The 16,865-nt window shown below is 32.1% G+C and carries 11 protein-coding genes; 4 read left to right on the top strand and 7 right to left on the bottom strand.

What is annotated here, in order from left to right; genetic code table 11:
- Positions 1 to 11: 11 nt before the first annotated feature.
- The 6 genes from ccoG to NAB20_RS10030 form a co-directional block, all read right to left on the bottom strand.
- Positions 12 to 1,433: a cytochrome c oxidase accessory protein CcoG gene (gene ccoG, locus NAB20_RS10055; protein ID WP_375605072.1), complete on the bottom strand. Its 1,422-nt coding sequence runs from the start codon at positions 1,431 to 1,433 to the stop codon at positions 12 to 14.
- Positions 1,434 to 1,558: 125 nt separating this feature from the next.
- The gene (locus NAB20_RS10050; RefSeq protein WP_375605071.1) at positions 1,559 to 2,497 is read right to left on the bottom strand and encodes a cbb3-type cytochrome c oxidase N-terminal domain-containing protein; all 939 of its coding nucleotides are present in this window, start codon (positions 2,495 to 2,497) and stop codon (positions 1,559 to 1,561) included.
- 94 nt (positions 2,498 to 2,591) lie between these two features.
- Complete coding sequence (locus tag NAB20_RS10045) at positions 2,592 to 2,786, bottom strand: CcoQ/FixQ family Cbb3-type cytochrome c oxidase assembly chaperone (protein ID WP_088391606.1); 195 nt, start codon at positions 2,784 to 2,786, stop codon at positions 2,592 to 2,594.
- A 4-nt stretch (positions 2,787 to 2,790) separates the two neighbouring features.
- A complete protein-coding gene (ccoN, locus tag NAB20_RS10040) occupies positions 2,791 to 4,977 on the bottom strand; it encodes a cytochrome-c oxidase, cbb3-type subunit I (protein ID WP_235878105.1) in 2,187 nt (728 codons plus the stop codon).
- 2 nt (positions 4,978 to 4,979) lie between these two features.
- A complete protein-coding gene (ccoS, locus tag NAB20_RS10035; RefSeq protein ID WP_088391602.1) occupies positions 4,980 to 5,168 on the bottom strand; it encodes a cbb3-type cytochrome oxidase assembly protein CcoS in 189 nt (62 codons plus the stop codon).
- A 127-nt stretch (positions 5,169 to 5,295) separates the two neighbouring features.
- A complete protein-coding gene (locus NAB20_RS10030; protein ID WP_127823156.1) occupies positions 5,296 to 7,671 on the bottom strand; it encodes a heavy metal translocating P-type ATPase metal-binding domain-containing protein in 2,376 nt (791 codons plus the stop codon).
- A gap of 106 nt (positions 7,672 to 7,777) precedes the next feature.
- Here NAB20_RS10030 and NAB20_RS10025 point away from each other — a divergent pair, with 106 nt between their 5' ends.
- Positions 7,778 to 8,458: a Crp/Fnr family transcriptional regulator gene (locus tag NAB20_RS10025; protein ID WP_375605070.1), complete on the top strand. Its 681-nt coding sequence runs from the start codon at positions 7,778 to 7,780 to the stop codon at positions 8,456 to 8,458.
- Positions 8,459 to 9,310: 852 nt separating this feature from the next.
- Here NAB20_RS10025 and NAB20_RS10020 read toward each other — a convergent pair.
- On the bottom strand, positions 9,311 to 11,779 hold the full coding sequence (locus NAB20_RS10020; protein ID WP_164849080.1) for a T9SS type A sorting domain-containing protein: 2,469 nt from the start codon (positions 11,777 to 11,779) through the stop codon (positions 9,311 to 9,313).
- A 244-nt stretch (positions 11,780 to 12,023) separates the two neighbouring features.
- On the opposite strand from NAB20_RS10020, the gene purL reads away from it, so the two are divergent.
- The 3 genes from purL to NAB20_RS10005 all read left to right on the top strand — a co-directional run bounded on the left by purL (position 12,024) and on the right by NAB20_RS10005 (position 16,836).
- Positions 12,024 to 15,704: a phosphoribosylformylglycinamidine synthase gene (gene purL / locus NAB20_RS10015; protein WP_375605069.1), complete on the top strand. Its 3,681-nt coding sequence runs from the start codon at positions 12,024 to 12,026 to the stop codon at positions 15,702 to 15,704.
- Between the two features lie 87 nt (positions 15,705 to 15,791).
- A complete protein-coding gene (locus NAB20_RS10010) occupies positions 15,792 to 16,697 on the top strand; it encodes an MrcB family domain-containing protein (RefSeq protein WP_105196782.1) in 906 nt (301 codons plus the stop codon).
- A 64-nt stretch (positions 16,698 to 16,761) separates the two neighbouring features.
- Entirely contained in the window at positions 16,762 to 16,836 is a 75-nt protein-coding gene (locus NAB20_RS10005) for a DUF2200 family protein (RefSeq protein ID WP_375605784.1), read from the top strand.
- Positions 16,837 to 16,865: the final 29 nt, after the last annotated feature.

The raw sequence follows: 16,865 nt of genomic DNA, 5'->3' as shown, positions 1-16,865 counted from the left end.
GTTGAACTATACTAATTAAATTTTCTTGGCCCTAAAAAATTACTAGTAGTGGTTTCTATTAACCTTTTATTATTATAAATTTCTATTTTTATTTTTGTCTTATCTCCTTCCAAAAATGCTGGATGAATTTCTACAAACAAAGTTCCCTGGGCTAAATTATCTTTTTTAACCTGAACACTTTGTTTACCTACTATTTCAATTTTTCCTTTTGGACTAACTAATTTAAAGGTTACGTTTTTAAAATCATCCATGGTTTTGTTTACTATTTTATAAGTAAAAACATTTGTAATATTTTCTCCTTTATGCTGAAATAATTGTCCTGGTAAACGTAATACAGTGGCTTCTACATCATTTCTTAAAAATAGCATTCCTATAAAAATACCTATTAAAATACTTAAAACGGCTACATATCCTTTCATTCGAGTTGTAAAAACAAATTTTTCTTTTTTTACAATCTCATTTTCACTTGCATAGCGTATTAAGTTAATGGGTAAGTTTACACTTGTCATAATAGCATTACACTCGTCTATACAAGCAGTACAATTAACACACTCTAGCTGAACTCCATTTCTAATATCTATTCCTGTAGGACAAACATTTACGCATTGATGACAATCAATACAATCTCCTTTTCCTAATAGTGTTCTATCTTCTCCTTTCCTAAATTTTCCTCTTCCTCTTTCGCCTTCACCTCTTACGTGATCATACGCTACATTGATTGTCTTATTATCTAACAAGACTCCTTGCATACGACCGTAAGGGCAAGCTATAATACATACTTGTTCTCTAAACCATGCAAAAACAAAATAAAAAACGCCTGTAAAAATTAAAAGAGCAATTAGGGTCGTTGTATTTTGTAAGGGGCCTTGGCGTACCATGTCTAATACGGAATCACCTCCTATTAAATAAGCTAAGAAAACATTGGCTATAAAAAAGGAGGCTATAAAAAAGAGCATCCATTTGGTTAATCTTTTTCTTATTTTTTCAGCATTCCATTCTTGTTTAGCTAATTTAATTTGCGCTCCTCTATCCCCTTCTATCCAATATTCTATTCGTCTAAAAACCATTTCCATAAAAATAGTTTGCGGACAAATCCAACCACAAAAAATGCGTCCAAATGCTACTGTAAATAGAGCTAATCCTACAACTCCAATGATCATTGAAATTACGACCAAATGGAAATCTTGAGGCCAAAATGGAAATCCAAAAATGGAAAATTTTCGTTCTATTACGTTAAATAATAAAAACGGACTGCCGTTTACTTTTACAAAAGGTGCTGAGAAAAGAAATATTAACAAAAAATAACTTACTATTTTTCTTTTATCATATAATTTCCCACTTGGTTTTTTAGGAAAAATCCATGCACGTTTTCCCTCTTTGTCAATAGTTGCAATGGTATCTCTAAAGCTATCTGATGGTAAATGGCCTGCCATAATTTGTTATTTTTTATGTCATTTTGAATAAAACAGAGTGAAATGGAGAAATCATATACAATATTTTTATACTTATAGCGGATTTCTCCCTTTGTTTCAAATGGCAACTAATTTTATATTTAGTATTATTTAGCTTTAGTTGAATCTACAGTTGCTGAAATGTTTTGAGTTGCAGGCATAGTTGTAGCGCCTTCTTCCCATAGATCTCCTTCGGGTGCTTTAGCTCCAGCTGGATTGGTACCTTGTAAACTCAATACATAACTTGCTATTTTCTGTATATCTGATGGTTTTATTTGATCTTTCCATGAAATCATACCCTTACCAGCACGTCCACCTTCCATAATGGTATTAAATACATTTTTAATTCCGCCGCCTAAAACCCAATATTTATCTGTTAGATTGGGACCTATTGCTCCTCCTGCATCTGCCTTATGACACGCAATACAGTTTGTTTGAAAAATAGCCTTACCTGCATTAATACTTTCAGCATCTGTTAATAAAGTAACATTTTCTTTGCTCATTAAATCGGGGGCTGTCTTCTTATATTCTTCTACCTGAACTTTTGCTATAGTCATTTCTTTTTCAAACTCAGTTGTTTGATCATCATGACCTAGCATGTGAAAACGGACTAAATAAATTAATGCAAATGCAATGGTCCCATAAAATAGATACACCCACCAAGGAGGTAAAACATTATCCAATTCTTGAATTCCATCGTAATTATGATTCATAATTAACTCATTTTCTTCTTCTACTTTACGAGAACGAGTTAATTTTTGTATAATTCCTTTAAAAAATTGAGTTTTAGTAAAAGGTAGATTTTCTTCTAATTCTTTTTCTTTACGTTGTTCTTCAGTTAATAAAGTATCTAAAACTTTATCTGTTGCCTTAAGGACTAACTCTACAGCTATCAGAATTAACAAAAAAATCAATAAAATAACATTTAGTATAGGGTACTTAATAAAAGCTGGACGGTCGCCCGAGTCTATAAAAAATTCCATCGCCATGAAAAACAAGGCAAAAAATGCTGGAATTCTTACGTATATAGGAAATATTTTTTTCATAATGCTTAAATTTTATTTTTTAGCAGTATATATCTATTATCTTATTATGTTTGATATAGAGCTACAATCTGCTATAAAACAGCCGTTTTATGTTTTATAAATTTAAAAATTCGTCTGTAGTACCTTCAGCAAAAGGCAAATTACTTAATTGATTTATCTTTTCTTTTTTATAGGTAAAAACCCAACAATACAATCCTACAAAAAAGAAGAAAAAGATTAACAATGAAATGATAGGATATATCTCAATTCCTGTGATATTTTCCATAGTATGTTTAACAAACTTCAACATAGTTTTATTTTTGAGAATCTTTAACTTTTATATCAGTACCTAAACGTTGTAAATAGGCTATTAGAGCTACAATTTCACGATCCTTCATAGGAACAAATTCTTCTTGACGGATTTTAGCATTTTTTTCGCTTTCAGCATAACTTTTTACAAAATCTGGATCATTTTTCAAATTTGTCTCTATTTTAGCTGATTGCTCTGCAATAGATGTTTTGGCATTTTTGATGTCTTCTTCGGTATAAGGCACTCCTAATGTTTGCATTACTTTCATTTTTTTCTCAATTTGAGAATAATCAGCAGATTTATTATCAAATAACCATTTGTATGCAGGCATAATAGAGCCCGCTGACGTACTTTGGGGATCCCACATGTGATTAAAATGCCAGTTATCATTATACTTACCCCCAACTCTAAATAAATCGGGACCTGTACGTTTTGATCCCCATAAGAACGGATGATCATATACATATTCACCTGACTTAGAATACTCTCCATAGCGTGCAACTTCTGATCGGAAAGGACGAATCATTTGGGAATGACATCCTACACATCCTTCACGGATATATAAATCACGTCCTTCTAATTCTAAAGGAGTGTAAGGTTTTACACTTGAAATAGTTGGAATATTAGATTTTACAACGATTGTTGGAATAATTTGTATAATTCCTCCTATTAAAATGGCTATTGTAGCTAAAACTGTTAATTGAACAGGTTTTCTTTCTAACCAAGCATGAAATTTTTCATTTTTTAAACGATATGGAGCAATCGTAACTAGAGCGGGTGCTTCGGCTAATTCATCTTCTACTGATTGTCCGTTTACAACTGTTTTATAAGCATTATAAACCATTACTAACATTCCTATCAAGTACATACTTCCTCCTACAGCACGAATAGCGTACATAGGCATGATTTGAGTTACTGTTTCTAAGAAATTACCATATACTAACGATCCGTCTGGATTAAACTGTTTCCACATAGAGGCTTGTGTAAAACCAGCCACATACATTGGTAAAGCGTACATGATGATACCTAATGTTCCTATCCAAAAGTGGAAATTAGCTAATTTTTGGGAGTATAATGATGTTTTTGTTAATCTAGGTAACAACCAATAAATAATACCAAAAGTCATAAAGCCATTCCAAGCTAAAGCACCAACGTGTACGTGTGCCACGATCCAATCCGTAAAGTGTGCTATGGCATTTACATTCTTTAATGATAACATAGGGCCTTCAAAAGTAGCCATACCATAACCTGTAAGCGCTACTACAAAGAATTTTAATACAACATCCGTACGTACTTTATCCCAAACACCTCTTAAGGTTAAAAGTCCGTTAATCATACCTCCCCAAGAGGGCGCAATTAGCATTACAGAAAATACTACCCCTAAATTTTGCGCCCAATCAGGCAAAGCTGTATATAACAAATGGTGAGGTCCTGCCCAGATATATAGAAATATTAAAGACCAAAAGTGAATAATTGATAATCTGTAAGAATACACGGGTCTGTTAGCTGCTTTTGGCATGAAATAATACATTAAGCCAAGAAAAGGAGTTGTTAAGAAAAAGGCAACCGCATTATGTCCATACCACCATTGTACCAATGCGTCTTGAACGCCTGCATAAACAGAATATGATTTTAAACCATTAACTGGTAATTCTAAACTATTAAAAATATGTAATACTGCTACCGTTACAAAAGTGGCTATATAAAACCAAATGGCTACATAAAGGTGTCTTTCTCTACGACGTAAAATAGTCATAATCATATTAACACCAAATACTACCCAAATTACTGCTATAGCAATATCTATTGGCCATTCTAGTTCTGCATATTCTTTAGAAGTGGTATAACCTAAAGGTAAAGAAATAGCAGCCGCAACAATAATTAACTGCCATCCCCAAAAATTTAGGTTACTTAAAAAATCGCTATACATTCTTGTTTTTAATAATCGCTGGATTGAGTAGTAATAACCAGCAAACATTGCATTGCCCACAAAAGCAAAAATGATTGCATTTGTATGCAGGGGGCGTAATCGTCCGTAGCTCAACCACGAAATACCATCTGTAATATTAGGGAATAAATACATTGTTGCTAACAATAGCCCTACTAACATACCTACTACCCCAAAAACTATGGTTGCGTATATGAACTTATTTACAATTTTGTTGTCGTAATAAAATTGTTGCATTTCCATAATTAATTTTGTTTTTCTGAATTTATATTTGTTTTGGGTTTACTATTTTTTAACTCATCTTCAAATAACATTCGTACTGAAGGAGTATAATCATCGTCAAACTGACCACTTCTTACTGCTCTAATAAAGATGTAAAGAAAAGTAACAGCTAATACAATGCTGATGCAGATTAATAAATATATAATACTCATACCTTTATTTTTACACTTCAAATTTACCTTGACTATATGGGATAAAATATGATTTTTATCATACTCCCTATTTTGTTTAATATTTCAAGTTTCTTTTTTTAATAAACCTCAAATCTGTAACTTAAAATTATTTTTTAGACGCATAAAAATTACTCATTAATGTTACAAAACTCACAATAGTAATAGTGCTTAATGGCATTATAATAGCAGCCACTATAGGTAATAAATTACCTGTTACAGCATAACTAAGTCCTATAACATTATACAATAGTGATAATCCAAAACTCATATAGATGGTTTTCATGGCATTTTTTGAATATTGCATAAAAAAATGTATCTTGGAAAATTGGGTTGCATCTAAAATACCATCACAAGCAGGAGAAAAAACATTCACATTTTCTGAAATAGCAATTCCTATATTACTTTGAGCTAATGCTCCTGCATCATTCAATCCATCTCCTACCATCATAACATTTTTACCTTCTTTCTGCAATTTTTCAATATATTGTAACTTTTCCTCTGGTTTTTGATTAAAAACTAAACGCGTAGAAGAGGGTAACATTTTTTGTAAAATCTTTTTTTCTCCATCATTATCTCCTGACAACACAACTAATTGGTATTTTTTAGATAAATTTTCAAACAGTTGTTCCAATCCTTCTCTATACTGATTATTAAAAACATAACTCCCTTTATATATTCCATTCCATTCAATATGTACTTTGGTTTTTTTATGAGTATTTTCACTCATGTGTTCCAAAAATTGAGAGGAACCTAATTTTATTGAATTTCCAGCTATTTTTGCAAAAATTCCTTTTCCTGTTATCTCTTCAAAGTCTGTTACTTCTATTTTTTCATAAACTGGAATAAAATCATATAATCTTCTACTTAAAGGATGATTAGATCCTCTAAGTACATTTTTCAGCTGTTTTAATTCTATTAAACTTAGTTCTGTTCCTTCGTAAGTTATAGCCGTTTTTTTATTAGTTGTAATGGTTCCTGTCTTATCAAAAACAATTGTGTCTACTTTTGCTAACTGTTCTATAACCGTTGTGTTTTTAAGATACAATTTTCTATACCCCATTATACGAAGAACATTACCTAGCGTAAAAGGAGCTGTTAATGCCAATGCGCAAGGACAGGCTACAATTAGAATTGCCGTAAAAACATTAAAAGCGGTAACAGGTTGTTTAAATATCCAAAAAACAAAGGATAAAAAAGCTAATAGTAACAATGCTGGGGTAAAATATCGACTGATAGTATCTGTAATTGTTTTATACTTTTGTTCTACTCTTTTTTGAAAAACATCATTACTCCATAATTGGGTTAAATAACTTTGCGATACAGAGTTTAACACTTCTATCTCTATTACTTTACCAATTTGCTTTCCTCCAGCATATACCTTATCTCCCGATTTTTTCTTTATTGGAATGGCTTCACCTGTAACAAAACTATAATCAATAGACCCTTCTGATGTAATTAAAATACCATCTACAGGAATTAATTCTTGATTTCTAATTAAGAGTCTATCTCCTTTTGAAATATCATATACCTGAATAGGTTCTTCTAATCCATCTGCTGTAATTTTCGTAATGGCTATTGGAAAATAAGATTTATAATCCCGTTCAAATGATAAAAAATTATAGGTTTTTTGCTGAAATAATCTTCCTAATAACATAAAGAAAATCAATCCACACATACTATCAAAAAAACCTTGCCCGTAATCAAAAACTATATCTATAGTACTTCTAACAAACATGACTACAATTCCTAAAGCAATAGGAATATCTATGTTAAGCATTTTTGACTGAATGCTTTTCCAAGCAGACACATAATATCCCCAAGCGGAATAAAAAAAAGGAGGTAATGACAAAGCAAAAATTAACCAACGAAAAAAGCTTTTGTATTGTTCTATCCAAAACTCCCCTACTTCAAAATATTCTGGAAAAGAAAGCAACATAATGTTGCCAAAAGAAAAAAAGGCAACCCCTATTTTATAAATTAAGGTTCTATCAACTTCTTGTCTTTTATTTTCATAATTTTCTAAACTAATGTAAGGTTCATAACCTATTTTACTAAGTATTTCAACAATATCTTTTAGATTCGTTTTTACTGGATTATAGGTAATTCTAACTTTCTTTTGATTAAAATTAACTTGTGAACTAACAACTCCTTCGATTAACTTTTGAAGATTTTCTAAAATCCAAATACATGAACTACAGTGTACATGTGGTATATACAAAGAAACAACATGAACTCCTTCTTCTTCAAAATCCAATAATTTAGAAACGATTTTTTTATCATTCAAAAAAACGTACTTTCCCTTAATATCCTGTGGAGCAGTACCAGGGGATTGCTCAAAGTCATAGTAACAAACCAAATCATTTTGACTAAAAATCTCATATACTGTTTTACAGCCCACACAGCAAAAAGACTTGTCTTCTAAAACAATTTCTTCTGTTTTTACAATATCGTTTCCACAATGAAAACAATGTATTTTATCCATAAATTCATTTGCTCTTTAAAACCTTCAACAAATTTCCTTTCTTATTGATTATTTTACTATGATATTTGTCATACTTTAAATATCTTTGGATGCTGATTTTTGTGCTATGAGCAAATGTGAACAATGTATCGTTAGACAATTCAGTTCTTTGAAGGCTCTAACAAAGGACGAATTATTACGAATGGCCGAATGTAAAACGTCATACACCATTAAAAAAGGAGAGTCTATTTTTGAAGAAGGTGATATGACCAATGGCATATTTTGTATAAAGGATGGTGTTTGTAAAATGACCAAACTGAGTACTAATGGTAAAGACCAAATTGTAAAATTAGTAAAGTCGGGAGAACTCTTAGGACAACGATCTATGATTAGCGAAGAACCCGCCAACTTAAGTGCTGTTGCCTTAGAAGATATGGAAGTTTGCTTTGTTCCTAAAAGCGAAATTTTGAAATTTTTTAATCAAAACAATCAGTTTTCCATGAATATAATGAAAACTATTTGTGGTGATTTAAAGGAAGCTGATGATCACATGGTTTCAATGGCTCAAAAAAGCGTAAAAGAACGTTTAGCAGAAACTCTTATTTATTTAGAAGAAACTTTTGGTAATAATGAAGACGGCTCTCTTCGTATTCAACTATCCAGAGAAGAATTAGCTGGTATAATAGGTACCGCTACCGAAAGCTGTATCCGATTACTTTCTGAATTAAACAAACAAGAGTTAATCAGTATATCAGGTAAAAAAATTGCTATTAAAAATAAAAACCAATTACGAAAAATAGCAGAATAAATTTTAATATCACAATATACTTTTCTCTTTAAATAATAAATTTAGCCAAATAAAAATAACTTTGAATATAAAAAGAAGCGATTTCTTTGTCTTTTCTATCTTCATCACAAAAGATACCCTTTACTTAGTTTAAAAAAGACTCTTTTTGATTGTACTAAATTAGTTCTTTGCAAACAATAAATGTCAATAAACTAAAAAACAATCCTTATAAAACACTCTAAAAAAATACAAAACCATTCCTATTTTAACGTAAGTTCGACATAAAAAGCATTGATTTTTAAGATATTACACAAAAACTTTGTACTTCCATTAGTACTTTCTTTGTGTTTTTCGTCGTATAGCTATTCACAAAGTTCCTCAAAGAAATATGAAAGAACTGTTTATTAGCAAGTTAAAAGTTTTTTTAAGTCGAACTCTCGCTATTTATGATTAATTCTTTTTTCTTTACTTCTTCATATTTACACATATTCCGCATTAAAACTTCATTGTGAAACAAAATTTCTCAATAAATTCAAATGCTCATCAAAAATTACAAAAGAAGAAATAATAAACTATTTTGATCATTAAAATTTGAATACGTATTTTGAATTTAAAAAACAAAATGGAATAGATCAGAAGTTGCTAATTCACTTCAAATCCAACACCGAATTTGGAGTTAATAGAAAATTAAAACCCTATTTTGATTTTTACTCAAAATAGGGTTAAAAACTAAAAAAAAACTTGATATTACTTTTATTTATTTTCTTTTTAAATTATTTCAGGACAGTCTAAAAGTGTCTTTACTACACAAGTATAACGCATCTTACTCCTTTTTATTTTCAATTAAAAAGATTTTACGCTATATAATTCTAATTATTTTATTAAAATCTTTTTTCTGATAGTGTATTGATCTGATTTTATGTCTAATAAATAAATTCCTTTCGGATTATTTGAAATATTAATTTCGTCATTAGGAGATAACGATTGAAAACTTTTTTCAAAAATCATTTTTCCTGACACGTCATATATAGCCATTTTTAAAGGCTCTTCAATACTAACATTAATTTTAAAAACGCCATTAGATGGATTAGGAAAAACACCTCCTTTATATTCATTTAATACCTGCTCTTCTACAGCAAGTGTCCCGCTAGGTAAAGCAACTCTCCATATTCCTCTTCCGTAAGTTGAAGCCGTTAAGTTATTTTCAGAAGTATTAATTTTTAACTCTGTAACTTTTACTCTTGGCAAACCATTATTAAAAAGACTCCAAGAATTAGATTCTTCATCAAAATAATACACGCCTAAATTAGTTCCTACATAAACTGAATTTTTTTGATTTCCTTGCGCTGCAATACAATAAGTAGTTGAATAAGGCAAATTAAAACTTATATCATTCCATGTTTTTCCTGAATCAGCTGTTTTATAAATTTTTCCTGCATATAGTATATAAAAAATAGCTGGATTTACAGGATTAAAACAAATAGCTGCTAAGTTCTTAACCAATCTTGAAGTAGAAGGAAGAGTAATTACTTTTGGAACTAAATTACCTAAATTATCCCTTTCTTCTTCAGTATAAATTAATTCATCAAAATTAGCATTAGCCTTACTTTTTCTATAATATAACAATCTATTAGGATATAATGGATTAACTTTCATATTCTTTATATTATATCCATTAGAATTATTCGTTATCGGTTTCCAAGTCCTATTAACCAACTCCTCTATCTCTTTCCAGCCTCCATAAATATTTCCTCTATTTGAAATTTCTAAAGGAGTAACCCACTCTCCTTTTTCATAACTATGATTTGCAATAAAAGAACCATCATATTTTGAATTAAAATTATATTCATATAAATTTCCGCCATACTGTGTAAAACCGTATGCTAAATGAGGTTTTACTGGATTTATTGCGGTATCCATACCATCTCCTCCATAAAAATTAGACCAAACATCATTATCTGATACATATCCCCCATTGTCCTGTAATCCTCCTACCAATCTAGAATTAGTTAATGGTGAAGTATCCATTTTATAAAACTGGCTTATTTGCAAACCCGATGTTCTATTTACAAAAGTATTACCCGCATCTTTAGAAATATAAATACCTCCATCTGAAGATACATATACATCAGAACCTACTGTTCTTATATTATGTATATCTGCATGCGTATATCGTGGATCAGAAATATTACTCCAATGATTCAATTTGGTAAACGTTATCCCTCCATCTTTTGAACCCCACATATTAAGACATCCTGTATAAATCAAATCTTTATTAGTTTGCGATACAGCCAATGCCAAATCATAATAACTTTGATAGCTTTCTAAAATATCAGTCCTATCATTTTTAAGTGTAAAATTTTCTCCCGCATCAACCGATAAATAAACCCCTTTAAAGCCATTTAAATCTCCAGATGTATTAGCACCTAATAAGTACAAATAATTAGGATCTGCCTTTGTAGTAGCCATAAGCATCTTTTTTACTCGCACAAAAGATTTCTTCATTTCCCAATTTACCCCATTATCAACACTTTTATAAATAAAAGTATCTCCTCCTGTTGAATTAGAAGCATACACTATATTTGAATTAGTAGGATGAAACGCCAACTGATAGATAACGTCACTATCTGAAGTTAGTTCAAAAGAAAGTCCTCCATCCTCTGAACGATATACACCTGAATTAGTTCCTACAATTACAACATTACTATTATTAGGATCTATCAATATTGTTCTACCATAATTCACATCTGTTAGCCCCATTTTTATCCAAGTATCCCCTCCATCATTAGATTTGTAAAGACCATCAAAAACGGTATCTGCTCCGTCTGCATCTCCAGTTATTGCATATATTACATTCGTATTATTAGGATCTATTGCTAAACCTGAAATACCTATAGAATCTATAAAATCAGTTTTAGGCGACCAATTTAATCCTCCATCTGTAGATTTCCAAACACCTCCTGCAGCTGCACCTATATAAATTATATCTTCATTATTAGGATCTGTAACAGAACAATTCACCCTACCTTGACCTGTACTCCAAGATCCCTTATTAGTATATGTAAAAGGCCCTGCTGGTGCCCATAAATTGTTTAATGATTTTCTGTAAATTTTGTCATTAAAAGAAGGACTTTCTTTAAATTCAGTCTTCATTTTATCAATTGCAATCGAATTAGGCAAATAACCGTTTTCGTCTACCTCAAAGCTTGCCATATACTTCCATCTTTGATACACTTTCCAACCACTACCCTTAGCATCAATAATGCGATTTTTAAAAGATTCTTCAACTCTTTTATTAATCTCATCAAATTTAATAGTCTTATCTTCAATTGACTTATACATCTTTTGATCAAAGACAAACGATTGTGAATAGAAGTTAAAATTAAAAAACAGCAAAGCCGCTATTAAATAAGTTTTCATAATATTGTTTGTTATTTTAATACAAAATAACCCAAAAACATAACAAAAGAACTAAAAAAAACGACGAAATACACATAAATCCCTTAAAGTGTTTTGAAAAATCTTATTTCTTTTTTCAAAAAGTAAATATTACATTTGTCCCAACAAACACAACAACACAATAAAAATGATTCATTTTTTTGGTAACGCAACCAACACTGTTTTTGCCGTACAAACGCAAAACGAATTATCGACGGAAGACATCAACAAATTAAACTGGCTTTTTGGCAACGCACATAAAATAGAAAAATCCGTATTGGCGGATTTTTTTGTTGGTCCTCGTGCCGCTATGGTAACGCCTTGGAGTACGAATGCCGTTGAAATCACTCAAAATATGGGTATTCAAGGGATTATCCGTATTGAAGAGTTTCAAAAAGTAACAGAAGATTTTACTGATTTTGACCCGATGTTAGCTCAAAAATATTCGGAATTAAATCAAGAAATTTATACAATCAATATTCAGCCAGAACCCATTCTTGAAATTGAAGATATTGAAGCTTACAACCAACAAGAAGGTTTAGCATTAAGCACCGAAGAAGTTGCTTATTTACATAATCTTTCAACTAAAATTGGAAGAAAATTAACTGATTCTGAAATTTTTGCTTTCTCACAAGCCAATTCAGAACACTGCCGTCACAAAATTTTCAACGGAACTTTTGTTATTGACGGTGAAGAACAACCTACTTCTTTATTCAAATTAATTAAAAAAACATCGGAAACACATCCTAACGAGATTGTTTCAGCCTATAAAGATAACGTAGCTTTTGTAAAAGGACCAAAAGCCGTTCAGTTTGCTCCAAAAAGTGCTGACAAACCTGATTTTTACCAAGAAAAAGAATTCGAATCGGTTTTATCCTTAAAAGCAGAAACGCACAATTTCCCTACTACAGTAGAGCCTTTCAACGGTGCTGCTACAGGTTCAGGAGGTGAAATTCGTGACCGTTTAGCAGGTGGTCAAGGTTCTTTACCATTAGCAGGTACAGCGGTGTATATGACTTCTTACTCGCGTTTAGAAGAAACGCGTCCGTGGGAAAATGCTATGGATGAAAGAGCTTGGTTATACCAAACTCCAATGGATATTTTAATCAAAGCTTCAAATGGAGCTTCTGATTTTGGAAATAAATTCGGTCAACCGTTAATTACAGGTTCAATTTTAACTTTCGAGCACGAAGAAGAAGCGCGCAAATTAGGTTTCGACAAAGTCATTATGCAAGCGGGTGGTATTGGTTACGGAAAATTAGAACAAGCTAAAAAACACGAACCTAAAGCAGGCGACAAAATCGTTATTTTAGGTGGTGAAAACTATAGAATTGGTATGGGTGGTGCTGCGGTATCTTCGGCAGATACAGGTGCTTTTGGTTCGGGTATCGAATTAAATGCCATCCAACGTTCTAACCCAGAAATGCAAAAACGCGCAGCTAATGCCATTCGTGGCTTAGTAGAAAGTGATAATAACCCTATCGTTTCGATTCACGACCACGGTGCTGGTGGACACTTAAACTGTTTATCAGAATTAGTAGAAGCTACGGGTGGACATATCGATTTAGACAAATTACCTGTTGGTGACCCTACCCTTTCGGCTAAAGAAATCATCGGTAACGAATCGCAAGAAAGAATGGGATTAGTAATTGGTGAAAAAGATATCGAAACTTTAAACCGCATTGCAGAAAGAGAGCGCTCTCCTATGTACACTGTGGGTGATGTAACCAATGACAATCGTTTTACTTTCGAATCGAAAACTACGGGTGCAAAACCAATGGATTATGCTTTAGAAGATTTCTTTGGTAGTTCGCCTAAAACCATAATGACGGATAAAAAGGTTAATCGTAATTATGCTAATCCAGAGTATAACGTTACCGAAATACCAAACTACTTAAACCAACTATTACAATTAGAAGCGGTGGCTTGTAAAGACTGGTTAACCAACAAAGTTGACCGTTGTGTAGGTGGACGTGTAGCAAAACAACAATGTGCTGGTCCGTTACAATTACCATTGAATAATGTAGGTGTAATGGCATTAGATTATAAAGGCAAAGAAGGTATTGCAACTTCTATTGGACATGCTCCAATAGCAGCAATTGTAGATCCAGTAGCAGGTTCTAAAAATGCCATTGGTGAAGCATTATCCAACTTAGTTTGGGCTCCTTTAAAAGACGGATTACAATCGGTTTCATTATCGGCTAACTGGATGTGGCCTTGTAAAAATGAAGGTGAAGATGCTCGTTTGTACGAAGCAGTAAAAGGTTGTTCGGATTTTGCTATCGAGTTAGGTATCAATATCCCAACAGGTAAAGACTCGCTTTCAATGAAACAAAAATACCCTAATGATGAAGTAATAGCACCTGGTACGGTTATTATTTCAGCTATGGGAAGTTGTTCAAACATCACTAAAGTAGTTGAACCTGTACTTAAGAAAGACGGTGGTAACATCTACTATATCAACCTTTCACAAGATACTTTCAAATTAGGAGGGTCTTCTTTTAATCAGATTTTGAATAAAATTGGTAATGAAGTACCAACAATGAAAGATGCGGTTTACGTTCGTAAAGCATTTAATGAAATTCAAAACCAAATTAAAGAAAGAAATATCAGCGCAGGTCACGATGTAGGAAGTGGTGGTTTAATCACAACTTTATTGGAAATGTGTTTTGCTGATGTAAACATAGGTGCCAACATCGACTTGACTATTCTTAATGAAGCGGATACTGTTAAAGCCTTATTCAACGAAAATATTGGGGTAGTATTCCAGTCTAATTTAGGAGACGAAGCTATTGATTTAGCTTTTGCGAAACGCAATGTGAAAGTATTTAAAATTGGTACAGTAACCGAAGGAAATACAATTTCAATAGCAAATTTCAATGACAAATTCAATTTTGATATTCCTCAGTTAAGAGACACTTGGTATAAAACATCATTCCTATTAGATTCAAAACAATCTAAAAATGGAATGGCACAAGAGCGTTACAATAATTACAAAAATCAACCATTACAGTTTGTATTCCCTAAAAACTTCAGCGGTACTATCGCCTCACCCTTTGGGGGAGGTCGGGAGGGGGCTCCTAAGGCTGCCATCATCCGTGAAAAAGGAAGTAACTCAGAGCGTGAAATGGCCAATGCGATGTACTTAGCTGGTTTTGATGTAAAAGACGTGCACATGACCGATTTAATCTCAGGTCGTGAAACGCTTGAAGACATCCAATTTATTGGAGCTGTAGGTGGTTTCTCTAACTCTGATGTTTTAGGTTCAGCTAAAGGTTGGGCAGGTGCTTTCTTATATAACGAAAAGGCAAATACCGCTTTACAAAACTTCTTCAAGCGTGAAGACACGTTATCAGTAGGTATTTGTAACGGTTGTCAGTTGTTAATGGAATTGGAATTAATCAATCCAGAACACGAAGAACACGGAAAAATGCACCATAACACGTCTAACAAACACGAAAGTGGCTTTACTTCGGTAAAAATCCAAAAAAACAACTCGGTGATGTTATCTTCATTAGAAGGATTGACTTTAGGCGTTTGGATTTCACACGGGGAAGGTAAATTCAAGTTACCATACGGTGAGGATAAATACAACATTGTAGGTAAATATGCTTACGAAGGTTATCCAGCCAACCCGAATGGTTCTGACTATAACACCGCTATGATGTGCGACACTACAGGACGTCACTTGGTAATGATGCCACATATTGAGCGTTCCATCTTCCCTTGGAACTGGGCAAACTACCCAGACCGCGGACAGAAGGACGAAGTTTCTCCTTGGTTAGAAGCTTTTGTTAATGCTAGGAAATGGATTGAAAAACAGAAATAAAGAAAGGAAAGCGGTTGTAATAGACCGCTTTTTTTGTGGGGATTTTATTATATTTGGTAAATATCCATTTTAAAAAAATTAAAATCAATGGAAAACATTTTAAGAGAACCAATTACTGAATATCTGAAAGAAAAAAAAACTAATTTTTCAGGAAATCAATTGGCAAACAAATTAAGGAAGGATATTCCTGAAAAAATAACAAAATTAATTTCAAATAAGGAAAGGTATAAAATTCAAGGTTCACCAGGTAAAGGTAATTGGACTGATTGTCCTTGGATAGCAATACTAGATATCTTGATAACTAAATCCCCTCAATCAGGATTTTATCCTGTTTTTCTTTTTACAGCAGACATGTCCGGGATATATTTATCCTTGAACCAAGGTGTTACTGAAGTATTAGAATACTATAAAAAAGATTCAAAACAAGTACTTAAATTGCGTGCAGAAGATTTTCGTGCCAAAATTAATTTCAACAATGAATTGATTAAAATTGATTTAAAATCAAAGTCAAAAAATGCTATATTATATGAAGCGGGAAATATTATTGCTAAATATTATCCATCAACCAATTTACCTAGTGATGAAGAATTAAAAGCGGATATTCAAAAATTCTTAAAATATTATGATGAGATAATTTTCAACGATAATCAATACGAATTAAAAGAAGGACTAAATGCAATTGAACAAAAAAAACTAAGATTACATTTCAGAATTGAACGCAATTCTTCTATTTCTAACAAAGTAAAAGATGTTAAAGGCTATACTTGTGAAGCTTGTAATTTTGATTTCAAGCAAAAATATGGTACTCTTGGAGATAAATTCATTGAAGCTCATCACTTAACACCAATTTCCAAACTGGATTTAGGGAATTTTGAGGTTAATCTTGAAAATGATTTTGCTGTTCTTTGTAGTAATTGCCATAGAATGATTCATAGACTGGAAGACCCCAGTGATTTAAACAAATTGAAATCTATTACAAATACTAAATTTTAATTAACTTCAAGAAATCACTTAAAAAAATGCAAAACAATGCATCTTCAAAACCACATTCACTTCCGTGTATCCGCATTACATAGCTAAAGCGGAGAAAAAGGGTCGTACAAAAGCGGAAGTCGATACCATTATTTGTTAGTTAACGGGGTATAATCAAACACAATTGGA

Origin of the sequence: Flavobacterium davisii (genome assembly GCF_042182265.1) — a bacterium.
Taxonomy (GTDB): domain Bacteria; phylum Bacteroidota; class Bacteroidia; order Flavobacteriales; family Flavobacteriaceae; genus Flavobacterium; species Flavobacterium davisii.
The sequence above is the reverse complement of the archived record's forward strand: the minus strand, read 5'-3'. Positions and strand labels throughout refer to the sequence as shown.